The sequence below is a fragment of the Streptomyces sp. NPDC012769 genome (genome assembly GCF_042901205.1).
GTDB lineage: Bacteria > Actinomycetota > Actinomycetes > Streptomycetales > Streptomycetaceae > Streptomyces.
Genome location: NZ_JBIBCP010000006.1, coordinates 71479 through 95789, shown reverse-complemented (window position 1 = coordinate 95789; position 24311 = coordinate 71479). Strand labels below are relative to the sequence as shown.

Sequence of the window (24311 nt, the reverse complement as noted above, 5' to 3'; positions counted from 1 at the left end):
GTCCGGTCAGTCGTCCAGCGCCTCGGCCAGGACCTCCGCCAGGTGCCGTGGATGGCGGCCCGGCAGGAGGTGGGCGATCTGGGTGCGGCAGGAGAAGCCGTCGGCGAGGACCACGGCGTCCCGCTCGGCGGTCCGCAGCGCGGGCAGCAGCTGGTCCTCGGCGCAGGCGACGGACACCTCGTAGTGCCCGGGCTCGAAGCCGAAGTTGCCGGCCAGGCCGCAGCAGCCGCCCGACAAGTCACCCTCCAGACCCGCCTGTTGTCGGAGGCGGCGGTCGGCCGTGTCGCCCAGGACGGCGTGCTGGTGGCAGTGGGTCTGGCCGGCGACCGGACGGTCGAGGCGCGGCGGGGCCCAGTCGGGAGCGAGTTCCGCCAGGGCCTCGGCGAAGGTGCGGACGGAGGCGGCGAGGCGGGTGGCGCGCGGATCGTCCGGGAGGAGTTCGGGCAGGTCGGTGCGCAGGGTCGCCGCACAAGAGGGCTCCAGGACCACGACGGGCCGCCCGCCCCGGCCCAGGCCCACGCCCTCGGCCCCAGCCCCGGCCCCGTCGCCGTCCCCACCCCCGCCCACGACCTGGTCCATCACGTCGAGCGTGCGGCGCATCACCCGCCGGGCCGTGTCGAGGCGGCCCGTCGAGACATAGGTGAGCCCGCAGCAGACCCGGCCGGGCGGCAGGGCCACCCCGAGACCGGCCGCCTCCAGGACGCGTACCGCCGCCCGGCCGACCTCGGGCGCCAGGTGGTCGGTGAAGGTGTCGGGCCACAGGGTGAGGGCCGGCACCCGGTCCGAGGCCCGCTCGCCGAACCAGGACACGAACGACCGCCGCGCGACCCGGGGCATCGTCCGCTCCGGCGTGACGCCCGCGAGCCGGGCCGCGCGGGGCAGGCGCATGGCCGTGTTCAGGCCGCGCCCGAAGAGGTCCAGCCAGCGCGGCAGGCCGCCCATCGTCCAGTGCGAGCGGGGCCGCTTCAGCGCCCGGAGCGGGCCCGCGTAGTAGCCGTCCAGGAACTCCGCCTTGTACGCGGCCATGTCGACGCCCACCGGACAGTCGCTGCGGCAGCCCTTGCACGACAGACACAGGTCGAGCGCCTCGTGGACCTCCTCGGAGCGCGGTCCGCCCGTGACGGTCTCGCCGAGCGCCATCTCGTGGAGCAGCCGGGCCCGCCCCCGGGTCGAGTGCTTCTCCTCCCCCGTCGCCCGGTACGAGGGACACATCACTCCGGGACCGGAACTCGGTCCGTCCACCCGGCACTTGGCGACACCGACGCACCGGGCAGCCTGCCGTCCGAGGCCCACCAGCGGCAGCCCGGTGAACCGCAGCCCCGAGTCGAGCGGCTCGGGCCGCACCAGCATGCCGGGGTTGAGGCCGCCGTCCGGGTCCCACAGGTCCTTGACCTCGCCGAACAGGGCGACGAGCTCGTCCCCGTACATCTTCGGCAGCAGCTCGGCCCGCGCCTTGCCGTCGCCGTGCTCGCCGGACAGCGAGCCGCCGTGGGCGACGACGAGGTCGGCGACCGCCTCGGAGAAGCGGCGGAAGTCCCGTACGCCCGGCTCCGTCCACAGGTCGAAGTCGATCCGCACATGGACGCATCCGTCGCCGAAGTGGCCGTACGGGGTGCCCCGGAGCCGGAATTCCTTCAGCAGGGAGCGGAATTCCCGCAAATAGGCGCCGAGCCGGGCCGGCGGCACCGCGCAGTCCTCCCAGCCGGGCCAGGCCTCCCCGCCGCCCTCGCGGCCTCCGCCTCCCGCTCCTCCGGTCAGGGAGCCGCCCTCCGGCATCCGGGTCGCCGTCCCGGCCGCGTCCTCCCGGATCCGCCACAGCGCCCGCTGCCCCGCCGGATCCCGCACCACGGCGGTGCCGACCGCGTCCGCCGCCCGCACCAGGGCCGAGGCCGCGTCCTCCCCGTCCACCTCGCAGAAGAGCCAGGCCGCGCCCCGGGGCAGCCCCTCGGCACCCCGCACCAGGTCTTCCGCCATGCCCTCCACGGTGAGCGGCCCGTACGGCAGCAGCCCGGCCGCCGCGTCCGCCGCCGCGCTCTCGTCGGCGTACCCGAGGACCACCAGAATTCTTTCCGCAGGGAGCGGAACGAGGCGCAGCTCGGCCTCCGTCACCACCCCGAGCGTGCCCTCGCTGCCGCACAGCGACCGGGCCACGTCCCTGCCGCGCTCGGGCAGCAGCGCGTCGAGGGCGTAGCCGGAGATCCGGCGCGGCAGCCCGGCCGGGTAGCCGGTCCGCAGCAGCGCGAGCCGGTCGTCCACGAGGTCCAGGAGTCCGGGCGGCGCGCCCCGCCCGTCCGGCCCCGCCGTCAACCGCTCGCCCCGGTACCGCACCACATCCAGCGAGCGCACGTTGTCCGCCGTGGTCCCCCAGGCGACCGAGTGCGCCCCGCACGCGTTGTTGCCGATCATTCCGCCGAGGGTGCAGCGGCTGTGGGTGGACGGGTCGGGACCGAAGGTCAGCCCGAACGGGCGGGCCGCCTCGCGCAGCCGGTCGAGGACGAGCCCCGGCTGGACGACCGCCGTCCGGGCCTCCGGATCGAGGAGGACCAGCTCGTTCATGTGCCGTGTGAAGTCCAGCACGACCCCGGTGCCGGTGGCCTGGCCGCCGATCGACGTCCCCGCGCCGCGCGCGACCACCGGGGTCCCGTGCGCCCGGCACACCTCCAGGGCGGCGGCCACGTCGTCGGCGTCGCGCGGCGCGACCGTCCCGACCGGCACCCGGCGGTAGTTGGAGGCGTCCATGCTGGTCAGGGCGCGTGCCGTGACGGAGAAGTCGACGTCTCCCGCGACGGCGGAGCGCAGGTCGGCGGCCAGCTCCCGGGCGTGTTCCTGGTGTGTTCCCACAAGGCCAGGATGTCTCAGTGCTCGTCTCATCGGGCGGACATACCGCGACCGGCCCCTTCCCGAACCGATACGCTCCGCCTCGTGGCCGATATCCAGATTCCCGCTGACATCAAGCCCGCCGACGGCCGTTTCGGCGCGGGCCCCTCCAAGGTGCGTACGGAGGCGCTGGACGCCCTGGCCGCCACGGGCACCTCCCTCCTCGGCACGTCCCACCGCCAGGCTCCGGTCAAGAACCTGGTCGGCGAGGTGCGTGCCGGCATCCGTGACCTCTTCTCGCTGCCCGAGGGCTACGAGGTGATCCTGGGCAACGGCGGATCGACCGCCTTCTGGGACATCGCGACCCACGGTCTGATCGAGAACAAGTCCCAGCACCTCACCTTCGGCGAGTTCTCCTCCAAGTTCGCGAAGGCCGCGAAGCTGGCCCCGTGGCTGGCCGAGCCGACCGTGATCTCCTCCGACCCGGGCACCCACCCGGAGCCGGTGGCCGAGGCGGGCGTCGACGTCTACGCGTACACGCACAACGAGACCTCCACCGGTGTCGCGGCCCCGCTGAAGCGGGTCGCGGGCGCCGACGAGGGCGCGCTCGTCCTGGTCGACGCGACCTCCGGTGCCGGCGGTCTGCCGGTCGACATCGCCGAGACGGACGTCTACTACTTCGCCCCGCAGAAGTCCTTCGCCGCCGACGGCGGCCTGTGGCTGGCCGCGTTCTCGCCGGCCTCCCTGGAGCGGGCGCAGCGGATCCACGCGTCCGGCCGTCACATCCCGGAGTTCTTCAGCCTGCCGACCGCGATCGACAACTCGCTGAAGAACCAGACCTACAACACCCCGGCGCTCGCGACCCTCTTCCTGCTCAACGAGCAGCTGAAGTGGATCAACGGCCAGGGCGGTCTGGACTGGGCCGTGGCCCGGACGAAGGAGTCCTCGCAGGCGCTGTACGGCTGGGCGGAGGAGTCCAAGTACGCGACGCCGTTCGTCACCGACCCGGCGAAGCGCTCGCAGGTCATCGGCACGATCGACTTCGCCGAGGAGATCGACGCGGCGGCGGTCGCCAAGGTCCTGCGCGCCAACGGCATCGTCGACACCGAGCCGTACCGCAAGCTGGGGCGCAACCAGCTGCGCATCGCGATGTTCCCGGCGATCGACCCGGCGGACGTGCGGGCGCTGACGGCCTGCATCGACCACGTGATCGAGAAGCTCTGACCTTCTCGCGTACGGGTCCCGCGTAAGAATCGCGCGGAGAAGTCCCGCGAACGGATCCCGCGTACGAAAGGGCCCGGCGCCGGTCGTGACCGACGCCGGGCCCTTCGCCGTGTCCGGCGGCCTCAGCCCGCCTGCGCCTTCACGTGGTCGACGACCGCGTTGAACTCGGCCGTCGGGGAGAACTCGACGACATCCGTGTCCTCCAGGGCCTCCGGAGCGTGCCCGGGCCCCCAGTAGTAGGCCTGTCCCGCCTCGTAGTTCTCCTCGCCCGTGGCCGTCCGCATCCTGATCCGGCCCTTGAGGAGATAGCCCCAGTGGGGGCACTGGCACAGGTCGCCCTCCAGGCCCTTGAGGGCCGGGGCCATGTCGGTGCCCTTCGGGAGGTGGATGAAGGCGACGGTCATGTCACCGCCGGCCTCCTGCATACGGAAGTCCAGGCCGTCGCCTTCCATGGCGACCGGTGTCTCCCCGCGTGTGAACGCCGTCATGACTCCTCCGCACTCTCGGTCTCCGCCGCAGTCTCGGCCTTCTTCCAGTCTCGGCCGAGAAACGCGGGTGTGCGCGGGCGGGGGAGGAACCGCAGGTCAGCGGCTGAGGCGCTGGAACCTGCGCACGGCGAGCGGCTGGAAGACGGCCGTGATCACCAGGGGCCAGACGAAGGCCATCAGGACGGCGTGCTGCTCGACCCAGCTGCCACCGCCCGCCCCGGGGTTCCCGAAGAGCTCGCGGGTGGCGGCGACCGTCGAGGAGATCGGGTTCCAGGCGGCGACGGGTCCCAGCCAGTCCGGCATGAGCGAGGGGGCGACGTACACGCTCGAGACCATCGTGAGCGGGAAGATCACCGCGTAGAGCGCCCCGGCCGCCTCCGCGTCCGGCAGCACGAGTCCGCACCAGACGCCCACCCAGACGAGGGAGAAGCGCAGGAGCAGCAGCAGGCCGAAGGCGAGGAGCGTCCCGGCGGTGCCGCCGTCGGCGGTCCAGCCGATCGCGAGGGCCGTGCCGGCGAGGATGGCGAGTTCGGCGGCGGCGATCAGCAGGTCGGAGACGCCCCGGCCGGTGACGACGGCGGACGGGGCCATGGGCATGGACCGGAAGCGGTCCATGACGCCCTTGCCGGCGTCGTGGACGACGGCCGTCGCGGTGTTCATCAGGCCGAAGGTCATCGTCATGGTGAACATCCCCGGCATCAGGAAGTCCTTGTAGTCGCCGCCGCCGGGCACCCGCATCGCGCTGCCGAAGACGAAGCCGTAGAGCAGGACGGAGACGATGGGGAAGCCGAGCTGCCAGACGACGGCGACGGGCTTGCGGCGGTAGTTGAGCAGGGTGCGGCGGACGAGGGACAGGCAGTCGGCCACGGCCCAGTGGGCACGGCCGCGCGGCGCGGCGGCGGGGGTGAGGTCGGCGGCGCTCATGCGGCGGCTCCTTCCACGTGACCGCTGCGGGCGGCGCCGCCGCGGCCGGTCAGGCTCAGGAACACGTCGTCCAGGCTGGGGCGGCGCAGACCGATGTCCTCGACCGCGACGCGCTCGTCCCGCAGGGTGCGGGCGACCTCGGTGAGGGCGGTGACGCGGTCGGTGACGGGGGCGTGGATCCGCCGTTCGTGCTCGTCCACGACCGGTTCGCCGTCCGTGACCCGGGCGACGGTCCTCCGGGCGGCGGCGAGGTCGGCGCGCTCGACGACGACGACCTCGATCCGGTCGCCGCCGACCCGGTTCTTGAGCCCGTCGGGGGTGTCGTCGGCGATCGCGCGGCCTCGGTCCATGACGGTGACGCGGGAGGCGAGCCGGTCGGCCTCGTCGAGGTACTGCGTGGTGAGCAGCACGGTGGTGCCGCCGGCGACGAGGGAGCGGACGGCGTCCCAGACCTCGCCTCGGCCGCGCGGGTCGAGACCGGTGGTCGGCTCGTCGAGGAAGAGGACGTCGGGGGCGAGGATCAGCGAGGCGGCCAGGTCGAGCCGGCGGCGCATGCCGCCGCTGTACTCCGCCGTCCCCTGGTCGGCGGCCTCGGTGAGCCCGAAGCGGTCGAGCAGCTCGGCGGCCCGGTCGCGGGCACGGCGCCCGCCGAGGTGGAAGAGGCGCCCGAAGAGTTCGAGGTTCTGCCGGCCGGTGAGGCCCTCGTCGAGGGCCGCGTACTGACCGGCGAGGCCGATCCGGGCCCGCACGGCGCGCGGGTCGCGGGCCACGTCGAGCCCGGCGACCTCGGCCCGGCCGCCGTCGGACGCCAGGAGTGTGGCGAGGACGCGTACGGCGGTGGTCTTCCCTGCGCCGTTGGGGCCGAGGAGGCCGTGGACGGTGCCGGGGCGGACGGCCAGGTCGAGTCCGTCGAGTGCGGGGGCCTGGGCGGCGTCCTTCCTTCTCCCGCCTCCGTACCTCTTGCGCAGTCCTTCGGTGACGACGGCGTGTTCGTACACGGGCATCCTCCGCGTCCTCCTCATCTCGGCGACCTCCGCTCAGCGAAACTGAGTACACCGTACCCGTAAAAGAGTACGCCGTACCCAGTTTTAGGGTGAGGGCATGACGGAGCCGGACCCGACCACCAGCAGCCTCGAACTCCTCTGGGGCACCGGGCAGCGCCCCAGCCGCGGGCCCAAGCCGGGCCTGAGCCTCGACCGGATCGTCGGCGCGGCCGTCGCCGTCGCCGACGCGGAGGGCCTGGACGCGGTGTCGATGCGGCGCGTGTCCAAGGAGCTCGGCGTCGGGACGATGTCGCTGTACCGGTACGTCCCCGGGAAGACCGAGCTGCTCGACCTGATGCTCGACCGCGTCCAGGGCGAGTCCTTCGAAGACGACCCGGAGGCGCCCACGGGCTGGCGGGACACGGTCACCAAGCTGGCCCGCTCCCACCTCGCCCTCTACCGCGCCCACCCCTGGCTGCTGAAGGTCAGTCAGGCCCGCTCGGTGCTCGGCCCCAGCGCGCTGCGCGGGCTCGAGGTGTGCCTCTCCGGCCTGAAGGGGCCGCACGGGATGGGCCTGAGCGACCAGCAGACGATCGGCGTGATCATCACCGTGCAGGGCTTCGTGTCGGGCATCGCCCGGATGGAGATCGAGGCCGTCGAGGCCGCACGGGAGACCGGAGTGGACGACGACGAGTTCTGGGCGCGGCAACGGCCCTTCCTGGAGCGGGCGATGGCCTCCGGCGACTATCCGCTGATGGCGGGCATGGCCGAGAACACCTTCGCCCGCGACTTCGACCACTTCGCGTTCGGGCTCGAACGGCTCCTGGACGGCTTCGAATCCCTGGTCAGCCGCGCCGCAGGAGACGCTTCCCGCCGATGACGGCGGCGGCGACCAGGCCGAGGACGAGGAAGCCGGTGGTGGCGTTCCCCTCGCCGGCCGGCTCGCCGGAGGCGCCACCGCCGGGGGGCTCGGCGCCGCCGCCCGGGGCGGTGCGGCCGGGTGCGGGGGCGGCGCCCGGCCGGTCCACGCGGATCACCCGGCTGTGGTTCCCCTCCGAGCCGAACATGAGAGCCGACCCGTCCCGCGTGTACGTGACGGATTCCGCCTGCCCCTGGAAGGGCGCGCCGGCGGACGTGCCCTCGCCGACGGGGCGGCCGTCCTTCCAGGCGTACTCCTCGGCCAGCAGATAGCCGCGCAGGACGAGCCGTTCGCCGTCCGGGGAGAAGGCGCCGTCGGTGACCCACGGGACCTCGGCGATCCGCCGGAAGACGTTGGCCCGGGAGGCGGACAGGCGGGCGGGGCCCTCGTAGAGGCCGCCGCCGTCCTTGTGCTTGCTGGCGATGTAGACCCGGCCGGTTTCCGGATGGACCATCAGCGCCTCGGCGTCGCGGGCCCCGTCGGCGTACCGCACGTCGTACTGGGTCGCCCGCACGGTCTGGTCGCGCAGCTCCTTCGGCTCGGGGAAGCGGTAGATCCAGACGTGGTCCCAGGTGCCGTCGAGGTTGTCGCCGATGTCGCCGACGTAGACGTGCCCGTCGGGGCCGACGGAGATCGCCTCCATGTCACGGGGGGTGCCGACGCCCTTGAGGGTGAGGGTGGCGACCGTCTTCCCGGTACGGGAGTCGACGCCGTAGATCAGCGGCGCGTCCTGGTCGTTGTGCGTCCAGTAGATCCCGGGGTGGGCCCGGCTGGCGGCGAGGCCGCTGGACTCGGTGATCCGGGGGTCTTGGAGGGTGAAGTCCCGGTCGGCGTCGCCGCCCTCCGCCGCGCCGGCGGGGGCGGTGGCGGCGAGGACGGCGAGGGCCGTGGCCCCGAGCACGCGCAACACAGCAGTTCGCATGCCCTCCAGCCTGCCACGGCGGCGGCGCCGGCCCCCCGGGGCCGCGTTCCTGGTGTCGGGGATCACGTCACCGCCCCGCTCCGCCCTGGTCCGGCGTCGGTGATGATGTCCCCCATGCGTTTTCTGTTCGTCGGCGACAGCATGACCATCGGACGCGCCGGCGACTTCACCTGGCGGTACCGGATGTGGCGGCACCTGGAGTCGGTGCTGCCCGGCGGGTACGAGATCGTCGGCCCGCGCACCGCGCTGTACGAGGCCGCGACGGACGCGGCGACCTCCGACGCGTACGCCGACCCGGACTTCCCGGCCGCCGCCCGCCGCCATCTGGCCGGCTGGGGCGAGGGCTGGCTGCACATGGCGCCGGTCGTCGGCGAGACGGTGGCCGAGACCCGCGCCGACGTGCTGCTGGTCTCGCTCGGCCTGATCGACCTGGGCTTCTACACCAACAGCGACCAGACGACCGAGAACGTCCGCGCCTTCCTCGCCGCCGCCCGCACCGCCAACCCGCGCGTCCGGGCGGTGCTGCTGCCCGTCATACCGAACGTACGGGCCACCTACGACGCCCCCTTCGCCGCCGAGTGCGCCCGCTTCAACGAGCTGCTCGCGAAGACGGTCGCGGACCTCGACACGGCGTCCTCGCCGCTGCTCCTGGCGTCGGTCCCGGAGTCGTACGACATCGACCACGACACCTACGACGGCACCCACCCCGGCCCGAGCGGCGAGCACAAACTGGCGGCGGCCTTCGCGACCGCCCTCCACCAGGCGTGGGGCGTCGGCGGGCCGTACTCCGCCTGATCGCCCGCCCTGATCGCCCGTCAGGCGGCCCGGGTGAGGCGGTTGGCGAGGGTCGAGACCGTGTACGTGCCGATGCCGAGCACCACTTCGAGGGCGTTCTGCCGGGTGTAGCCGTGGGCGAAGAAGGCGTCGAGCTCGGCGTCGCTCACCGCGCCCGAGGCGGCGAGGACCTGGAGGGTGAAGCGGCGCACGGCGTCGAGGGCTTCGGGAGCCGGGGCGGAGGCCGGGTCGAGGGCGGCGAGCTTGGCCTCGTGCATGTCGACGCAGAGGTGGCACTGGTTGCGGGCGGCGACGGTGAGGATGACGGTCTCGCGGGAGTGCGCGTCGAGGGTGGTGGACTCGAAGATCTCGCTGAGTCGGAGGAAGCCGTCGAGGGTGTGCGGGGACTCCTTGAGGAGTGCGACGGCGTGGGCGGTGCGGGTGGACAGGTCGAGTGGCACGGGGACCCCCTGAAGTAGAATGGACAACATGGTTGACCATGTCGACGAGCAAAACGTAAACCAGGTTGTCGATCACGGCAAGGCGATTCCGGATCCCGTTCCGGACCCCCCGGGCTTCGAGCTGCCCCTGCTGCTCTTCGCCGGCTTCCGCACCCTCATCGACCGCCTCCACGCCGAGCTCGCCCGCCAGGGCCACCCCGACGTGCGACCCGCCCACGGCTTCGCCCTCCAGGCCATCGCCGCGAGCCCCCACGGCTCCACCGCCAGCGACATCGGGCGCCGGCTCGGCGTCTCCAAGCAGGCGGCCGGCAAGACCGTCGACCGGCTCCTCACCCTCGGCTACGCCGAACGCGCCGACGATCCCACCGACGCCCGCCGCAAACTCGTCCGCCTCACCCCCCACGGCGTCGACGCCCTCACCCGCTCCGCCGCCGTCTTCGACACCCTCCGCGCCGAATGGGCCTCGGCACTCGGCCCCGACCGCGTCCGCGACCTGGAGACCGCCCTTCGCACCGTCGTCCCCACCGAAGCCACCTTCCGCCTGGACGCGACCAGTTGGCTCGGTGGGTCGTGACCCGCCCCTGGACCGACGGCTTCCCCCGCGACTGACGCGGGGGAAGCCGTCGGTCGGTCCTCGCCTGGCGGTCCTCACCGGGCGGGCGTCACCAGGCGAAGGCCTCCGGCGACGGGCCCGGGCCCGGGAAGATCTCGTCGAGGGAGGCCAGGAGCTCCTCGCCGAGGGTCAGGTCCAGGGCGCGCAGGGCGCCCTTCAGCTGCTCCGGCGTGCGCGGGCCGATGATCGGGCCCGTCACCCCCGGCCGGGTCAGCAGCCACGCCAGCGCCGTCTCACCCGGGTCCAGGTCGTGCCGGTCGAGCAGGTCCTCGTACCGCTGGATCCGCTCCCGCACCGCCGGATCGGTGAGCACGCCGGCCGCCCGGCCGCCCGCGCGGCGGCCGTCCTTCACCGTCTTGCGCAGGACACCGCCGAGCACCCCTCCGTGCAGCGGTGACCACGGGATGACCCCGAGCCCGTACTCCTCCGCGGCCGGGATCACCTCCATCTCGGCGCGCCGCTCGAAGAGGTTGTAGAGGCACTGCTCGCTGACCAGGCCGACCATCCCGCGCCTGGCCGCGGCCTCGTTCGCCTGCGCGATCTTGTAGCCGGGGAAGTTGGAGGAACCGGCGTAGAGGATCTTGCCCTGCTGGATGAGGACGTCGACCGCCTGCCAGATCTCCTCGAAGGGCGTCAGCCGGTCGATGTGGTGGAACTGGTAGACGTCGATGCGGTCCGTACCGAGCCGCTTCAGGCTGTCGTCGACGGCGCGGCGGATGTTCACGGCGGACAGCCGGTCGTGGTTCGGCCACACCTGGCCGTCCACGCCCATGTTCCCGTACACCTTCGTCGCCAGGACCACCTTGTCGCGGCGCGACGGGTCCTTCGCGAACCAGGAGCCGATGATCTCCTCGGTGCGGCCCTTGCCCGCGCTCTGCCCGTAGACGTTCGCGGTGTCGAAGAGGTTGAGGCCCGCGTCGAGCGCGGCGTCCATGATGGCGTGGCTGGTGGGTTCGTCCGTCTGCGGTCCGAAGTTCATCGTCCCGAGGACGAGTCGGCCGACCTTGAGTCCCGTGCGTCCGAGCTGCGTGTACTCCATGGACGTCCAGCCAACGCCTTCGAGCGGACTCGAAGCAAGGGCCTGACCACGGCGGCCCGTGGTGCGGTCACCCCACCACGGACGCCACCGCGATGATCGCGAACATCAGTACGAGCGCGCCGGCCATGATCCGGTTACGGGTCTTCGGGTCCACCCTTCGAGATTAACCCGCCGACTCCGCCGCACCGCCCAGGGGCCAGGTGGCGACCGTCTCATAACGGGGCCGCTCACCCGGCACACCACCGCCGGGCAGGTTGCTGCGCACCAGGGCCAGCTCGTCCACCTCCCACCGGGAGCCCTCGAAGGACTCCATGGCCGCGACGAAGGGCCGCAGGTCGAGGTCGGCGGCGCGGGAGCGGGCGACGGTGAGGTGGGCCTGGTAGCGGCGGTGCTCGTCCATCGGCACCCCGGCCCGGCGGGCGGCGGCGTCGGCGCGCTCGGCGAGCAGCCGCATCTCGTCGATGCCGCCCGCCGCGCCGGTCCACAGCACCGCCCGCCCGAAGTGACCGCCGCCGTGCAGCCGCAGCGGAAACGGCGCCGTGCGGTGGGCGGCCCGCCCGAGCCGGGCCGAGAGGTCGGGCAGCAGGGCCTCGTCGACCTCGCCCATGAAGGCGAGGGTGAAGTGCCAGCCGGGCCGGGAGGTCCAGCGCAGCCGGTCGGCATCCGGCAGACGCCCGAGGAGGTCCACCTCGCGGGCGAGCTCGGCGAGCTGCGCGGGCGGCGGGATGACGGCAGCGAAAAGCCTCATGGGACGAGTGTGGCAGGGCTAGGGTCGGCGGGATGGACACCGGGAACAAGATCCAGATCAGGCCGGGCGGGGCGGCGGACGTCCCCGCGATGCTCGCGATATTCGACAGCGCCGTGGTGTGGCTCAACGGGCGGGGCATCACCGCCCAGTGGGGCACCGAGCCGTTCAGCGCACGGCCGAAGACGGTGGAGATGGTCGAGAAGGTCGTCGCCGAGGGAGACCCGTGGATCGCCGAGATCGACGGCAGGCCCGTGGGCACGCTCACCCTCACCCCGCACCCGGGCGCGTACGTGGCGCCCGCCGACGAACCGGAGCGGTACGTCCGCTTCCTCGCCACCGACGGCCGCCGCCACGGCCACGGGGTCGGCGCGGCACTCCTCGCGCACGCGGCCGAGGAGACCCGCCGCGCGGGCGTCTCCCTGCTGCGGGTCGACTGCTTCGCGGGCAGCGACGGGCGCCTGGTGGAGTACTACGAGCGCCAGGGCTTCATCCGTACGGAGGCCTTCGCGGTCGGCGACTGGCCGGGCCAGGTGCTGGAGCGACGCGTCTGATACGGGTCTGAGCGGCGGGGGCCGGACCGGACCGGGACCCGAGGGCGGGGGTCTTCGCGACCCCCGCCCCCGCCCCCGTCCCCGCCCCCGTACGGGACATCCCCGGCGGCGCGGCTACGCCGCCGTCGCCAGGCTCTCCCGGCGCTCCTGCGGGACGAAGCGGACGCTCGGGTGGCCGTGGTGCCAGCCGAGGGCCACCTTCAGGCCGCCGACCCTGGCGAGGACGAGGCCGATCGCGGCCGCCGCCGTGAGCGAGACCAGGCCGCCGGTCGCGAAGCCGACGCGGGGGCCGTAGGTGTCGGTGACCCAGCCCAGCAGCGGCGCGCCGATCGGGGTGCCGCCGGCGAAGACCATCATGTAGAGGCTCATCACCCGGCCCCGCATCGCCGGGTCCGTCGCCATCTGGACCGCCGAGTTGGCGCTGACGTTGACCGTCAGGCCGATCAGGCCGATCGGGACGAGGAGCAGCGCGAACAGCCAGAACGACGGCGACAGCGCCGCCGCGATCTCCAGGACGCCGAAGGCGCCCGCCGCGATCACCAGCATCCGCAGCCGGGTCGAGCCGCGCCGGGCGGCGAGCAGCGCGCCGGCGAGGGAGCCGGCCGCCATGAGGGTGTTGAGGAAGCCGTACGTACCGGCGCCGACGTGGAAGATCTCCTCCGAGAAGGCCGTCAGCCAGATCGGGAAGTTGAACCCGAAGGTGCCGATGAAGCCGACCAGGACGATCGGCCAGATCAGATCGGGTCGCCCGGCCACGTATCTGAGCCCCTCCCGCAGCTGGCCCTTGCCGCGCGGGGCGCGCTCCACCTTGTGGAGTTCACTCGTCCGCATCAGCAGCAGGCCGGTGAGCGGGGCGAGGAAGGACAGGCCGTTGATCAGGAAGGCCCAGCCGCTGCCGATCGAGGCGATCATCAGGCCGGCGACGGCGGGGCCGACGAGCCGGGCCGACTGGAAGTTGGCCGAGTTCAGCGAGACGGCGTTGCGCAGCCGGTCGGGGCCGACCATCTCGGAGACGAAGGACTGCCGGGTCGGGTTGTCGACGACGGTGACCATGCCGAGGAGGAAGGCGACCAGGTAGACGTGCCAGACCTGGACGTGTCCGGACAGGGTCAGTACGGCGAGGGTCAGTCCGCACAGGCCGAGCGCGGCCTGGCTCACGAGCAGGATCCGGCGCTTGGGGTAGCGGTCGGCGAGGACGCCGCCGTACAGGCCGAACAGCAGCATCGGCAGGAACTGGAGCGCCGTCGTGATGCCGACGGCGGCTGCGGAGCCGGTGAGGCTCAGGACCAGCCAGTCCTGGGTGATCCGGGCCATCCACGTACCGGTGTTGGAGACGATCGCTCCGGTGAAGAACAGCCGGTAGTTCCGGATCCCGAGCGAGGAGAAGGTCCCCTGGCTCCGGCGGGTGCGCGGGTGCGCGTAGGTATCGGGTTTGTGGACGGGTGCGGAGTCTGCTCCGGGTCCCGTACTCAAAGTGCGTCGCCTCCTCGGCTGTCGGTCTAGAGGTGTGCGAGCTTCTCCAGGACCGGGGCGGCCGCGCGCAGCCTGGCCCATTCGTCCTCGTCGAGACCTTCGGCGAGGGTGGCGAGCCAGGCGTTCCGTTTACGGCGGGACTCTTCCAGCATGGATTCCGCCTGCTCGGTCTGCCTGACCACCTTCTGCCGACGGTCGTCGGGATGCGGCTCGAGCCGGACCAGTCCCTTGGCCTCGAGGAGCGCGACGATGCGCGTCATCGATGGCGGCTGGACGTGCTCCTTGCGGGCCAGCTCACCAGGGGTGGCCGAGCCGCAGAGCGACAGGGTGCCCAGCACCGACATCTCGGTGGGGCTCAGCGATTCGTCGACGCGCTGGTGCTTCAGGCGCCGGCTCAGCCGCATGACGGCGCTGCGGAGGGCGTTCACGGCCGCGGCGTCGTCGGCGGTGCTGTGGGACAGGTCAGGCATGTTCCTTAGCGTAACTCATTACTCTAACTAAAGACCAATCGAAAACCTCCGGCCACGATCTCTCACCCGAACGAGTGAGGCCGAACCGGAAAGTGACACACACGGGCCGCTGGTGGCGCGAACCTGACGGGCATGGAATCGACCGTGCTCAGCCTGCGCGTCGACGGAGAGCTGCTCGAACGGCTCCGCGGACACGCCGCCAGAAGAGGAATGAGCGTCCAGGACTATGTCGTCCGGACGCTCATTCGGGAGGACTTCGACGAGCGGTTCAAGACCGCCGTCGAGGAGACGGAGAAGTTCTACGGGGCGGCCACGCGCCCCGCGATCACGTGAGGCCCAGCGCCGGCATCGCGTAGTAGAAGACGAAGACCGCCGACACCACGTACATGGCCACGGGCACCTCACGGCCCCGGCCGGCCGCCAGTCGCAGCACGCTGAAGGCGATGAAGCCGATGCCGATGCCGTTGGTGATCGAGTACGTGAACGGCATCATCAGCATCGCCAGGAAGGCCGGCACGGCGATCGTGAAGTCGCTCCAGTCGATCTCCTTGACCGACCCGGCCAGGATCAGGAAACCGACCGCCAGCAGGGCGGGGGTCGCCGCCTGCGAGGGCACCATCGTGGCGAGCGGCGTGAGGAACAGCGCGACCGAGAACAGACCACCGGTCACCACCGAGGCCAGGCCCGTGCGGGCGCCCTCGCCGACACCGGCGGTGGACTCCACGAAGCAGGTGGTGGCGGAGGACGAGGTGGCGCCGCCGGAGGCGACGGCGAGGCCGTCGACCAGCAGGACCTTGTTGATGCCCGGGAAGTTGCCGTCCTTGTCCGTCAGCTCGGCCTCGTCGCCGACGCCGAGGATCGTGCCCATGGCGTCGAAGAAGCACGACAGCAGCACGGTGAAGACGAACAGGACACCGGTCAGGAGGCCGACCTTGTCGAAGCCGCCGAACAGGCTGACCTGGCCGACCAGACCGAAGTCGGGCGAGGCGACCGGGTTGCCGGGCCACTCCGGCGTGGTCAGGCCCCAGGAGGGGACGGTGGCGATCGCGTTGATCACCATGGCCACGATCGTCATCACGACGATCGAGATCAGGATCGCGCCCGGCACCTTGCGGACGATCAGCGCGAGGGTGAGCAGGGTGCCCAGGACGAAGACGAGCACCGGCCAGCCGGTGAGGTGACCGTCGCCGCCGAGCTGCAGCGGGACGGTGGTGTGGGCGGCGTCGGGGATGCGGGAGACGAAGCCCGAGTCCACCAGGCCGATCAGCATGATGAACAGGCCGATGCCGATCGCGATGCCCTTGCGCAGGCCGACCGGCACGGCGTTCATCACGCGCTCGCGCAGGCCCGTCGCGACGAGCAGCATCACGACCAGACCCGCGAGCACGACCATGCCCATCGCGTCCGGCCACGACATCCTGGGCGCCAGCTGGAGCGCGACGACCGTGTTGACGCCGAGACCGGCGGCGAGGGCGATCGGCACATTGCCGATGACGCCCATGAGGAGGGTCGAGAAGGCCGCGGTCAGGACGGTCGCGGTGACGAGCTGGCCGCCGTCGAGCTGGTGCCCGTACATGTCCTTGGCGCTGCCGAGGATGATCGGGTTCAGCACGATGATGTAGGCCATCGCGAAGAAGGTGGCGAAACCGCCGCGGACCTCGCGGGCGACGGTGGAGCCGCGCTCGGAGATCTTGAAGAAGCGGTCGAGGCCGGAGACGGGACCCTGCGGGGTCGAGGGCTCCGGGGGCGTGGGCATGGCCTTGGCGGTGGCCGTGGTGCTCATTGGGGGGTTCCTCTACGGAGGTGTGAAGACGTCCATTTGGCGGTTCATACGAGGGGAACCCGCCAGAGGCAAACCGTTTCAGTATGAACACATGAACGAGCGGGCGTCCATCTCCGCGCGTAGACCCGCGTGAACACGAATTTCGGCCGCCTAGACTGACCGGCATGGCGAAGTGGACACCGAAGTACGAGGCACCGGAGCCCCTGGAGGGGCCCGTCGTCGCCACCATCACGGGCGGCACGATCCTCTGGTTCGTCCTGTTCCTCGTCCAGGTCCCCTTCTACGGCTGGTTCGACGACCGCGACCTGACCTGGTGGGTGTGGACCTGCCTGGCCGGCGCGGGCCTCGGACTCATCGGCATCTGGTACGTGCGGAAGCGGGACGCGGCGATCAAGCGCCACGCGGCCGCCGGGCGCGAGGCCGGGCACGAGGCCGGGCACCCCGCCCCGTAGGGCCCGAGGCCACCGCCCCGTAGGGCCTGCCGTAGTACCTGGGGACCATTCGTGTCCTCCCCCGGTCCGATCTTCGGCCCGCTCGGCGGGTGAACGGCCCCGTCCGGTCGTAACGTCGACAACATGAGTCAGCGGGCGAAGATCGACACCGACGGCAGCGAGACGGCGGAGGCCCGGTCCCCCGTCGTGCACCGGATCGCCGGGCTGACCTCCGCCGAGGTCGCCGAGCGGGTCGCCCGCGGCGAGGTCAACGACGTACCCGTCCGCAGTTCCCGCTCCACCGCCGACATCATCCGCGGCAACGTCTTCACCCGCTTCAACGCGATCATCGGCGTGCTGTGGGTGATCATGCTCTTCGTCGCGCCGATCCAGGACAGCCTCTTCGGCTTCGTGATCATCGCCAACACCGGCATCGGCATCATCCAGGAACTGCGCGCCAAGAAGACCCTCGACGGACTCGCGGTCATCGGCGAGGCCAGGCCCACCGTCCGCCGCGACGGCGTCTCCGCCGAGATCTCCACCTCCGAGATCGTCCTCGGGGACCTGATCGAGCTGGGCCCCGGCGACAAGGTGGTCGTCGACGGCGAGGTCGCCGAGGCCGACAGCCTGGAGGTCGACGAGTCGCTGCTCACCGGCGAGGCCGACCCCGTCGTGAAGCAGCCCGGCGACCGGATGATGTCCGGATCCTTCGTGGTCGCCGGCGGCGGCGCGTTCACCGCCACCAAGGTGGGCCGCGAGGCCTACGCCGCCCAGCTCGCCGAGGAGGCGTCCCGCTTCACCCTCGTCCACTCCGAGCTGCGCTCCGGCATCTCCACCATCCTCAAGTACGTGACCTGGATGATGGTGCCGACCGCCATCGGCCTGATCATCAGCCAGCTCGTCGTCAAGGACAACGACTTCAAGAACTCCGTCGCCCGCACCGTCGGCGGCATCGTCCCCATGATCCCCGAGGGCCTGGTCCTCCTCACCTCCGTCGCCTTCGCGATCGGCGTGATCCGCCTCGGCCGCAAACAGTGCCTCGTGCAGGAGCTCCCCGCCATCGAGGGCCTCGCCCGCGTCGACGTCGTCTGCCTCGACAAGACCGGCACCCTCACCGAGGGCGGCATGGACGTCACCGAGCTTCGCCTGCTGAACGGCGCGGACGAGACGTACGTACGGAAGGTGCTCGGCGCGCTCGGCGAGTCCGACCCGCGCCCCAACGCCTCCCTCCAGGCCGTCATCGACGCCTATCCCGACGCCGTCGACTGGCGCTGCACCCAGGCGCTGCCCTTCTCCTCCGCCCGCAAGTACAGCGGCGCCGCCTTCAGCGAGGGCGACGGCGAGAACTCCACCTGGCTGCTCGGCGCCCCCGACGTGCTGCTTCCGCACACCGACCCCGCCCTCGCCGAGGTCGACCGGCTCAACGAGCAGGGCCTGCGGGTGCTGCTCCTGGCCCGCACCACCCGCGAGCTCGACTCCCCCGACGTCGCCGCCGACGCCCGCGCCACCGCCCTCGTCGTCCTCGAACAGCGGCTGCGGCCCGACGCCGCCGACACCCTCGCCTACTTCGCCGACCAGAACGTCGCCGCCAAGGTGATCTCCGGCGACAACGCGGTCTCCGTCAGCGCCGTCGCCGGAAAGCTGGGCCTGCCGGGCGCCGGGAACACCATCGACGCGCGACGGCTGCCCACCGAACGGGAGGAGATGGCCCGCGCCCTCGACGAGCACGCGGTCTTCGGCCGGGTCACCCCGCAGCAGAAGCGCGAGATGGTCGCCGCCCTCCAGTCCCACGGACACACCGTCGCCATGACCGGCGACGGCGTCAACGACGTGCTCGCGCTGAAGGACGCCGACATCGGCGTCTCCATGGGCTCCGGCTCGGAGGCCACCCGCGCGGTCGCGCAGATCGTGCTCCTGAACAACTCCTTCGCGACGCTGCCGTCGGTGGTGGCGGAGGGCCGGCGGGTCATCGGCAACATCACCCGGGTGGCCACCCTCTTCCTGACGAAGACGGTCTACTCCGTCCTCCTCGCCGTCCTGGTGGTCTGCTCCCAGGTCGAGTACCCCTTCCTGCCCCGCCACCTCACCCTGCTGTCCACCCTCACCATCGGCGTCCCCGCCTTCTTCCTGGCCCTCGCCCCCAACAAGGAGCGCGCCAAGCCCCACTTCGTACGGCGGGTGATGCGGTACGCGATCCCGGCCGGCGTCATCGCCGCGGCGGCCACCTTCACCACCTACCTCCTGGCCCGCCACCACTACGCGGGCCCCGGCGCCCTCGACGCCGAGACCAGCGCCGCGACCCTCACCCTCTTCCTCGTCTCCATGTGGGTCCTCGCGATCATCGCCCGCCCCTACACCTGGTGGCGCGTCACCCTCGTCGCCACCATGGGCGGCGCCTTCCTCCTCGTCCTCGTCGTCCCCTGGCTCCAGGACTTCTTCGCCCTCAAGCTCGTCGGCGTGACCATGCCGTGGACGGCGGTCGCGATCGCGGCGGCGGGCGCCGCGGTGCTGGAGTTCGCGTGGCGGTGGGTGGGGCGCAGGTTCCCGGCATGAGGGCTCCGGGGCGCCCCGGGCAGGCCGGTCAGTTGCCGGTCGTACGGGTGAAGGAGCGGCGGTAGGAGCGGGGCGGGATTCCCCGGCGGCGTACGAACTGGTCGCGCAGGACCGCCGCGCTGCCGTAGCCGACCCTGCGGGCGATCTCCTCGACCGGCAGGTCCGTCGTCTCCAGGAGCTCCTCGGCGCCGCTCAGGCGCAGGTCCCGCAGCCAGGCGTGCGGGGTGGTGCCGGTGGCGGCGGCGAAACGGCGGGCGAAGGAGCGCTTGCTCATCAGGGCCCGCCGGGCCAGCTCAGCGACGGGCAGGGGTTCGTGGAGGTGCTCACGCGCCCAGGCGAGCACCTCGGCGAGGCGCTCGTCCTCGCCGTTCTCGGGGACGGGCGCGGCCAGGTACTGCGCCTGCCCGCCGTCCCGGTGCGAGGGCAGCACCATGTCGCGGGCGATGGTGTTCGCCAGGGCCGCTCCGTGCTCCCGCCTGATGAGGTGCAGGCACAGGTCGAAGCCCGCGGCGGCTCCGGCGCCCGTGCTGATCCGCCCCTGGTCGAGGTAGAGGGCGTCCGGTTCGACGATCACGCCCGGATGGCGGCGGGCCAGGAGGTCGGCGAACCGCCAGTGGGTGGTGGCCCGCAGGCCGTCCAGCAGTCCCGCGGCCGCCAGCACGAACGCACCGACGCAGTGAGCGGCGACCAGCGCGCCCCGCTCGTGCGCCGCCACGAGGGCGTCCAGCACCGCGGGCGGGGACGGCGTGCGGAAGCCGGCCGACGGCAGGACGAGGACGAGGTCGGCGGCGGTCAGCCGGTCCAGGCCGTGCGCGACCGACAGGGGCACGCCCAGGTCGGTGGGGACGGCACCCGGCCGGTCGCCGCAGAGGGCGAAGTCGAAGCCGGGCGCCCCCTCCCCGTGCGGGCCGAACACCTCGGCGACGATGCCGACGGCCAGCATGCCGACGCCGGGCGGGGTGTACGCGGCGACGGTGGTGAAGGGAGGCACCCGCGGAGTGTGCCACGGCCCGCGGCGGCGGTGGCGGCAGTGGTGGCACATTTCCTGCGATCGGTGGCATCCGTGCCACTCGTGGCCGCCGGGCCCCGGCGGAAGGATTCCCCTCATGACGAACGACATCGCAGCGCCGGACCACACCGCCCCCACCACCGCGCCCACCCCCACCGACGGACCGGCCCCGCTCCGGCGCCGGGCCGCCTACACCGTCCTGACCACCGGATACACCCTGTCCACCGGCCCCGGCGTCGCCGCCACCGTCTCCTACGTCTCCGAGGGCGACCGTCACGTGATCATCGACCCCGGGATGGTGGCGAGCCGTGACCGCATCCTCGGGCCGCTGGCCGGACTGGGGCTCGGGCCCGACGACATCACCGACGTCGTCCTCAGCCATCACCACCCCGACAACACCATGAACGTCGGTCTGTTCGGGCGGGCCAGGGTGCACGACCACAAGGCGATCTACGAGGCCGACCAGTGGACCGACCGGGACGCCGAGGGCTACGAGCTGAGCCCCTCGCTGCGGCTGATCCGCACGCCGGGCCACAGCGCCGAGGACATCACCCTGCTGGCGGGCACGGAGGAGGGCGTGGTGGCGTTCGTGGGCGACCTGTGGTGGCGCCCGGACGGCCCGGCCGAGGACCCGGTCGCCCCCGACCGCGAGGTGCTGCGCGCCTCCCGGCTGCGGGTGCTCGCCGCCGCGGACGTGATCGTGCCGGGCCACGGCGCCCCCTTCCCGGCCGACGACACCGCACCGCGCTAGGCCGTGTCGGGCCCGCGAGGCAGCGCCCGACAGCGCGCCGCCCGGCGGTACGCCGTCAGGTGACGGGGCACTGCCGGGCGGCGGCGGGCGGGGTCAGTCGAACCAGCGGTCCCGCGCCAGTTCCGCCGTCCGCGACGGGTCCTCCAGGAGGGCCGCCACCTCGAAGCGGCGGGGCCACTGGCCCGCGGCCCAGGCGAGGCCCGCGGCGACGCCCTCCAGGGTGGCGGCGTGGATGACGCCGTCGGGGGTGCGGCGCCAGTCCAGTTCGGTGCCGGCGGCGCGGAGTTCCTCGTGCTCGATGTACGTGGCCGGGGTGGCCGGGCCGAGGAGGGCGTGGACCGCGGGCGGCACCTCGTGCTCCTCGCCGACCGTCGTGACCTCCGCCTCCACCGCCTCGCTCAGCCGCCGGACCTGGAACAGCTCGGCCAGGTCGGCCGCGTGGGACGGGGCGACCGGGAGGAGGGGCAGGCCGGTCGCGAGGGGCAGCAGGTCGGGGGCGTCGGCGACCAGGGCCTCGGCCGCGTCGACCACCACCAGCTCGCCGTCCACGACCGCCCGCAGCTCGTCGGGCAGGGTCACCTGGTCCGGGTCCAGGTCGGCCAGGGCCGTGTACAGGGCGTGCAGCTGGGCGCCGGACACCTCGCGGGACGGGTCGGCGAGCCGGGCCAGGAGCTCGGCCGCACCGCCCGGCTCGTCCAGGAGCGCCGGCACCGAGGTCCGTACGCCCAGGGCCCGCAGCACCTGCTCGTCCTCGAAGCCGGTCGCGTCGGCCGAGTCGTACAGGCCGATCAGCAGCGGGTCCGTGCCGGCGGCCCGCAGACCGGCCGGGCGGCGGCCGTCGAGGACGGGGTGGTCGCGCAGCCACCAGGCGGTGTACGAACGGACGGTCTCCGTGGTCCCGTCCGGCAGCAGCACCCGCACCGGCTGCGTCAGCGCGTCCCGCAGCGGCGGCCGCGCGAGCAGGGCCAGCGCCTGCGGCCAGGCGTCGTCGTCGACCAGGTCCAGGTCCCGTACGGCCACGATCTCCGTCGCCACCGGCGGCACCGGCGCCTCCGGCAGCCGGTCCAGGACGTCCTCGCACCACACGTCGACGGCGTCGAGGAGACCGGCGTCGTCCGGCTCGGCGAAGTCGCCCTCGCGCGGCTCCAGTTCGTCCGGGTCGAGCACCAGGTCGGCGGCCCGCACCAGCTGGAAGTTCGCGAGCACCCCGCAGGCGGCGAGCGGCTGTTCGCCCCAGCGCTCGGCCAGCTCGGCGTCCACCAGGGCGAGTTCGCCCTCGCGCATCACCGACGCGAACGGCGAGCCGGGCAGCACGAGTTCCCCGGCCGGGGCGAGCTCGCCGTCCTCGTCGGGCAGCGCCAGCGCCCCCAGCCACGGCTCGTCCCCGGGCCCGAGGTCCGCGTCCCGCACGAGGGCGAGCACGGTCTCCGCGAGCTCGTCCGCGTCCAGGGTGTCGGCGTCCTCGTCCCAGATCTCGCCCGCGTCGAGCGAGGCCGCGACCGCCGCCCGCACCTGCGGCGTGGTGAGCACCGCGCGCGGCGTCGCCGGTACGGCCCCCAGCTTCTCCAGGATCGGGTGCGCCGCGTCCGGGTGGGCGACCTTCAGACCGAGCCGCCCCAGGTCGACGGGCGTGTGGTCCTGCGGAAGGAGGACCTGGCGGGGGCCGATGGTGGTGCGGACCCGGGCCGCCGGCGGGATCTCCTCGTCCTCCGCCGCGTCCGGGGCCGGCGCCTCGGCCGCCGCCGTACCCGCCGGGCCCATCAGCGGCACCGGCAGGCCCGTCAGCCGGTCCGGGTCGACGCCCGCGAGGGAGTCGTAGAGCCGCCACCACCACCGGGGCGACCGGTGCGCGCCCGCCAGCCGGTCGATCGCCTCCGTCAGCGGCAGCCGGCCCACGCCCAGCGTCCGCAGCTCCGTCCGCCGCTCCAGACCGGCCGGCAGCAGCGTCGGGAACACCTCGGCCAGCACCGCGACCGTGTCGGCGCCGGCGCCCTCCACCACCTCCGCCTCGATCGGGCGCAGCGCGGGCAGCTCCTCCGACGCGGCGGCCGGGGCCAGGAACGCCACCCGCGGCAGCCGCTCCAGGACGGCGGCGCGCAGCGCCCCGTCGAGGGCGCCCTTGCCGAGCGGTCCGGGCACCAGGTCGAGGGTGCCGGTGGTCACCGGCAGCCAGTCGGCGAGCAGCTCGGCGTACGCCTCGCCCGCCCGTTCCACCAGGAAGTCCGTGAGCGGGCCCGGCGCCGGGTGGCGGCGGGCCGTGTCCAGCGGGAAGGAGGCGATGAGCAGGGCGGGGATGCCGAGGGGCTCGTCGGTCGGGGTCGGGGCGTGGACGACGGGCGTGGTGTGCGGGTAGCGCGGCGCGCCCTCCGTGTCGACCGGTACGGCCCAGGTCACCGACCAGTGCGGGCGGAGCCGTTCCTCGACGGGGCGGTCCTTCAGCAGGCCCGCGTCCAGGGGGCCGCCGTGGCTGACGGTCCGCCAGCGACGGGTCAGCGTCCCGGAGTCGGTGGTGTCGGTGAGGTGGACGTAGCCGTCGCTCTCGGTGCGGGTGAGGGTGCGCACCCGGCCGTCCGCCGTCTCGACGACGACCTCGGTCAGTCCGGGGAGGGTGAGCAGCAGGGCGTCGTCGACGGCGGCGAGGAGCCGCTCGGCGAGGTCGACGGCGGCCGAGTCGCGCAGCGGGAGGACGACCACGGTGTCGTAGCCGTCGGGCGCGGTGCCCTCGGCGGGCAGCGGCAGGCGCAGCAGCGGTACGTGGCCGTCGCGGCGGCGCAGCTCGTCGCCCAGGCCGGGGCTGTGCCGGGCGGTCTCGGCGGCCAGCTCACGGGCCTCCGCGAGGGACCAGCGGACACCGCCGTGGCGGCCGAGGACGGCCGGCTCGTCGGTGACGGCGAGCACGGCGGCGAAGCCGACGCCGAAGCGGCCGACGGCGCCGGAGTCGCGCTCCGAGCGCTTGGCGGAGGCGCGGAGGGTCGAGAGCGACTCGACGCCGGCCGCGTCCAGCGGGGCGCCGGTGTTGGCGGCGGCCAGGGCGGCGGGGCCGTCGGCGTCGGCCGGGTGCAGGGTGAGGCGCAGCCGGCCGGTGACGCCGGCGCGGCGGGCGGCGTCGGCGGCGTTCTGGGCCAGCTCGACGACGAGCCGGTCCCGGTAGCCGCCGAGGACCAGGTCCTCCTCGGCGTTGGCGTCCTCACGGAAGCGGGCCGGTCCGGCGCCCCACGCGTCGAGCACGCCTCTGCGGAGCCGTGCGGTACCGAAGGGGTCGGCTCCGTCGGTCGACGTCCTGACGCTGACGCTCACGTCTGACTCCACTCTGCGGTACGGGGATGTGGCCGGTGCCCGAAGGTACCGCGCCCCGCCCCCCTCCCCCGCCGGGGCACG

General features: G+C 73.2%; 22 protein-coding genes. 9 read left to right on the top strand and 13 right to left on the bottom strand.

The window, feature by feature from the left end; all coding sequences use genetic code 11:
• Positions 1-6: 6 nt before the first annotated feature.
• Positions 7-2871: an FAD-binding and (Fe-S)-binding domain-containing protein gene (locus ACFY7C_RS28915; RefSeq protein ID WP_389655842.1), complete on the bottom strand. Its 2865-nt coding sequence runs from the start codon at positions 2869-2871 to the stop codon at positions 7-9.
• 51 nt (positions 2872-2922) lie between these two features.
• Here ACFY7C_RS28915 and serC point away from each other — a divergent pair, with 51 nt between their 5' ends.
• Positions 2923-4041, top strand: a complete 1119-nt coding sequence (gene serC, locus ACFY7C_RS28910; RefSeq protein WP_389655840.1) for a phosphoserine transaminase — start codon at positions 2923-2925, stop codon at positions 4039-4041.
• Positions 4042-4163: 122 nt separating this feature from the next.
• Here the strand turns inward: serC and ACFY7C_RS28905 are convergent, their stop codons facing one another.
• The 3 genes from ACFY7C_RS28905 to ACFY7C_RS28895 all read right to left on the bottom strand — a co-directional run bounded on the left by ACFY7C_RS28905 (position 4164) and on the right by ACFY7C_RS28895 (position 6457).
• Entirely contained in the window at positions 4164-4529 is a 366-nt protein-coding gene (locus tag ACFY7C_RS28905; RefSeq protein WP_389655838.1) for a hypothetical protein, read from the bottom strand.
• Positions 4530-4625: 96 nt separating this feature from the next.
• On the bottom strand, positions 4626-5453 hold the full coding sequence (locus ACFY7C_RS28900; protein WP_389655836.1) for an ABC transporter permease: 828 nt from the start codon (positions 5451-5453) through the stop codon (positions 4626-4628).
• The gene (locus tag ACFY7C_RS28895; RefSeq protein WP_389655834.1) at positions 5450-6457 is read right to left on the bottom strand and encodes an ATP-binding cassette domain-containing protein; all 1008 of its coding nucleotides are present in this window, start codon (positions 6455-6457) and stop codon (positions 5450-5452) included. The genes ACFY7C_RS28900 and ACFY7C_RS28895 overlap by 4 nt, the downstream gene beginning before the upstream one ends.
• Positions 6458-6554: 97 nt before the next feature.
• Between ACFY7C_RS28895 and ACFY7C_RS28890 the strand changes: the two genes are divergently transcribed.
• Entirely contained in the window at positions 6555-7316 is a 762-nt protein-coding gene (locus tag ACFY7C_RS28890; RefSeq protein ID WP_389655832.1) for a TetR/AcrR family transcriptional regulator, read from the top strand.
• Here the strand turns inward: ACFY7C_RS28890 and ACFY7C_RS28885 are convergent.
• Positions 7282-8277, bottom strand: coding sequence for a WD40 repeat domain-containing protein (locus ACFY7C_RS28885; RefSeq protein ID WP_389655830.1), 996 nt, complete (start codon positions 8275-8277; stop codon positions 7282-7284). The two genes, ACFY7C_RS28890 and ACFY7C_RS28885, sit on opposite strands and share 35 nt — an antisense overlap.
• A gap of 114 nt (positions 8278-8391) precedes the next feature.
• On the opposite strand from ACFY7C_RS28885, the gene ACFY7C_RS28880 reads away from it, so the two are divergent.
• Complete coding sequence (locus ACFY7C_RS28880; protein ID WP_389655828.1) at positions 8392-9072, top strand: GDSL-type esterase/lipase family protein; 681 nt, start codon at positions 8392-8394, stop codon at positions 9070-9072.
• A 20-nt stretch (positions 9073-9092) separates the two neighbouring features.
• On the opposite strand, the gene ACFY7C_RS28875 is transcribed toward ACFY7C_RS28880, so the two are convergent.
• Positions 9093-9512: a carboxymuconolactone decarboxylase family protein gene (locus tag ACFY7C_RS28875; protein ID WP_389655826.1), complete on the bottom strand. Its 420-nt coding sequence runs from the start codon at positions 9510-9512 to the stop codon at positions 9093-9095.
• Positions 9513-9531: 19 nt separating this feature from the next.
• On the opposite strand from ACFY7C_RS28875, the gene ACFY7C_RS28870 reads away from it, so the two are divergent.
• On the top strand, positions 9532-10086 hold the full coding sequence (locus tag ACFY7C_RS28870; protein WP_389655824.1) for a MarR family winged helix-turn-helix transcriptional regulator: 555 nt from the start codon (positions 9532-9534) through the stop codon (positions 10084-10086).
• A gap of 88 nt (positions 10087-10174) precedes the next feature.
• Here ACFY7C_RS28870 and ACFY7C_RS28865 read toward each other — a convergent pair whose 3' ends face one another.
• Positions 10175-11164 carry an aldo/keto reductase gene (locus tag ACFY7C_RS28865; RefSeq protein WP_389655822.1) on the bottom strand — a complete coding sequence of 330 codons (990 nt, stop codon included), beginning with the start codon at positions 11162-11164 and terminating at the stop codon, positions 10175-10177.
• 163 nt (positions 11165-11327) lie between these two features.
• Positions 11328-11912, bottom strand: coding sequence for an RNA 2',3'-cyclic phosphodiesterase (thpR, locus tag ACFY7C_RS28860; protein ID WP_389655820.1), 585 nt, complete (start codon positions 11910-11912; stop codon positions 11328-11330).
• A 32-nt stretch (positions 11913-11944) separates the two neighbouring features.
• On the opposite strand from thpR, the gene ACFY7C_RS28855 reads away from it, so the two are divergent.
• Positions 11945-12463, top strand: coding sequence for a GNAT family N-acetyltransferase (locus tag ACFY7C_RS28855; RefSeq protein WP_389655818.1), 519 nt, complete (start codon positions 11945-11947; stop codon positions 12461-12463).
• A 114-nt stretch (positions 12464-12577) separates the two neighbouring features.
• On the opposite strand, the gene ACFY7C_RS28850 is transcribed toward ACFY7C_RS28855, so the two are convergent.
• Both ACFY7C_RS28850 and ACFY7C_RS28845 read right to left on the bottom strand, forming a co-directional pair.
• Positions 12578-13936, bottom strand: a complete 1359-nt coding sequence (locus ACFY7C_RS28850; RefSeq protein ID WP_389655816.1) for an MFS transporter — start codon at positions 13934-13936, stop codon at positions 12578-12580.
• Positions 13937-13962: 26 nt separating this feature from the next.
• Positions 13963-14406 carry a MarR family winged helix-turn-helix transcriptional regulator gene (locus ACFY7C_RS28845; protein WP_389655814.1) on the bottom strand — a complete coding sequence of 148 codons (444 nt, stop codon included), beginning with the start codon at positions 14404-14406 and terminating at the stop codon, positions 13963-13965.
• A gap of 132 nt (positions 14407-14538) precedes the next feature.
• Here ACFY7C_RS28845 and ACFY7C_RS28840 point away from each other — a divergent pair, with 132 nt between their 5' ends.
• Positions 14539-14739: a ribbon-helix-helix protein, CopG family gene (locus ACFY7C_RS28840; protein ID WP_389655812.1), complete on the top strand. Its 201-nt coding sequence runs from the start codon at positions 14539-14541 to the stop codon at positions 14737-14739.
• Here ACFY7C_RS28840 and ACFY7C_RS28835 read toward each other — a convergent pair.
• Positions 14732-16189 (bottom strand): NCS2 family permease, encoded by a 1458-nt coding sequence (locus tag ACFY7C_RS28835; RefSeq protein ID WP_389655810.1) that lies wholly within the window; start codon positions 16187-16189, stop codon positions 14732-14734. The two genes, ACFY7C_RS28840 and ACFY7C_RS28835, sit on opposite strands and share 8 nt — an antisense overlap.
• A gap of 164 nt (positions 16190-16353) precedes the next feature.
• On the opposite strand from ACFY7C_RS28835, the gene ACFY7C_RS28830 reads away from it, so the two are divergent.
• Together ACFY7C_RS28830 and ACFY7C_RS28825 are read left to right on the top strand one after the other, a co-directional pair.
• Positions 16354-16641, top strand: a complete 288-nt coding sequence (locus ACFY7C_RS28830; RefSeq protein ID WP_389655808.1) for a DUF2530 domain-containing protein — start codon at positions 16354-16356, stop codon at positions 16639-16641.
• Between the two features lie 123 nt (positions 16642-16764).
• Complete coding sequence (locus ACFY7C_RS28825) at positions 16765-19173, top strand: HAD-IC family P-type ATPase (RefSeq protein ID WP_389655806.1); 2409 nt, start codon at positions 16765-16767, stop codon at positions 19171-19173.
• A 28-nt stretch (positions 19174-19201) separates the two neighbouring features.
• Here the strand turns inward: ACFY7C_RS28825 and ACFY7C_RS28820 are convergent, their stop codons facing one another.
• Complete coding sequence (locus ACFY7C_RS28820) at positions 19202-20116, bottom strand: GlxA family transcriptional regulator (RefSeq protein ID WP_389656905.1); 915 nt, start codon at positions 20114-20116, stop codon at positions 19202-19204.
• Between the two features lie 163 nt (positions 20117-20279).
• Between ACFY7C_RS28820 and ACFY7C_RS28815 the strand changes: the two genes are divergently transcribed.
• On the top strand, positions 20280-20933 hold the full coding sequence (locus ACFY7C_RS28815) for an MBL fold metallo-hydrolase (protein WP_389655804.1): 654 nt from the start codon (positions 20280-20282) through the stop codon (positions 20931-20933).
• Positions 20934-21026: 93 nt separating this feature from the next.
• On the opposite strand, the gene ACFY7C_RS28810 is transcribed toward ACFY7C_RS28815, so the two are convergent.
• Positions 21027-24242 carry a sacsin N-terminal ATP-binding-like domain-containing protein gene (locus ACFY7C_RS28810; protein WP_389655802.1) on the bottom strand — a complete coding sequence of 1072 codons (3216 nt, stop codon included), beginning with the start codon at positions 24240-24242 and terminating at the stop codon, positions 21027-21029.
• Positions 24243-24311 lie beyond the last annotated feature (69 nt).

Excerpts from the sequence above, each read along its gene's own strand:
- ACFY7C_RS28855 (WP_389655818.1), top strand. The coding sequence starts at position 11,945 with ATGGACACCGGGAACAAGATCCAGATCAGGCCGGGCGGGGCGGCGGAC.
- ACFY7C_RS28880 (WP_389655828.1), top strand. The coding sequence starts at position 8,392 with ATGCGTTTTCTGTTCGTCGGCGACAGCATGACCATCGGACGCGCCGGC.
- ACFY7C_RS28835 (WP_389655810.1), bottom strand. The coding sequence starts at position 16,189 with ATGAGCACCACGGCCACCGCCAAGGCCATGCCCACGCCCCCGGAGCCC.
- ACFY7C_RS28915 (WP_389655842.1), bottom strand. The coding sequence starts at position 2,871 with ATGAGACGAGCACTGAGACATCCTGGCCTTGTGGGAACACACCAGGAA.
- ACFY7C_RS28905 (WP_389655838.1), bottom strand. The coding sequence starts at position 4,529 with ATGACGGCGTTCACACGCGGGGAGACACCGGTCGCCATGGAAGGCGAC.
- ACFY7C_RS28865 (WP_389655822.1), bottom strand. The coding sequence starts at position 11,164 with ATGGAGTACACGCAGCTCGGACGCACGGGACTCAAGGTCGGCCGACTC.
- ACFY7C_RS28840 (WP_389655812.1), top strand. The coding sequence starts at position 14,539 with ATGGAATCGACCGTGCTCAGCCTGCGCGTCGACGGAGAGCTGCTCGAA.
- ACFY7C_RS28900 (WP_389655836.1), bottom strand. The coding sequence starts at position 5,453 with ATGAGCGCCGCCGACCTCACCCCCGCCGCCGCGCCGCGCGGCCGTGCC.
- ACFY7C_RS28885 (WP_389655830.1), bottom strand. The coding sequence starts at position 8,277 with ATGCGAACTGCTGTGTTGCGCGTGCTCGGGGCCACGGCCCTCGCCGTC.
- ACFY7C_RS28845 (WP_389655814.1), bottom strand. The coding sequence starts at position 14,406 with ATGCCTGACCTGTCCCACAGCACCGCCGACGACGCCGCGGCCGTGAAC.
- ACFY7C_RS28870 (WP_389655824.1), top strand. The coding sequence starts at position 9,532 with ATGGACAACATGGTTGACCATGTCGACGAGCAAAACGTAAACCAGGTT.
- ACFY7C_RS28830 (WP_389655808.1), top strand. The coding sequence starts at position 16,354 with ATGGCGAAGTGGACACCGAAGTACGAGGCACCGGAGCCCCTGGAGGGG.
- ACFY7C_RS28820 (WP_389656905.1), bottom strand. The coding sequence starts at position 20,116 with ATGCTGGCCGTCGGCATCGTCGCCGAGGTGTTCGGCCCGCACGGGGAG.
- ACFY7C_RS28815 (WP_389655804.1), top strand. The coding sequence starts at position 20,280 with ATGACGAACGACATCGCAGCGCCGGACCACACCGCCCCCACCACCGCG.
- ACFY7C_RS28825 (WP_389655806.1), top strand. The coding sequence starts at position 16,765 with ATGAGTCAGCGGGCGAAGATCGACACCGACGGCAGCGAGACGGCGGAG.
- ACFY7C_RS28890 (WP_389655832.1), top strand. The coding sequence starts at position 6,555 with ATGACGGAGCCGGACCCGACCACCAGCAGCCTCGAACTCCTCTGGGGC.
- thpR (WP_389655820.1), bottom strand. The coding sequence starts at position 11,912 with ATGAGGCTTTTCGCTGCCGTCATCCCGCCGCCCGCGCAGCTCGCCGAG.
- ACFY7C_RS28895 (WP_389655834.1), bottom strand. The coding sequence starts at position 6,457 with ATGCCCGTGTACGAACACGCCGTCGTCACCGAAGGACTGCGCAAGAGG.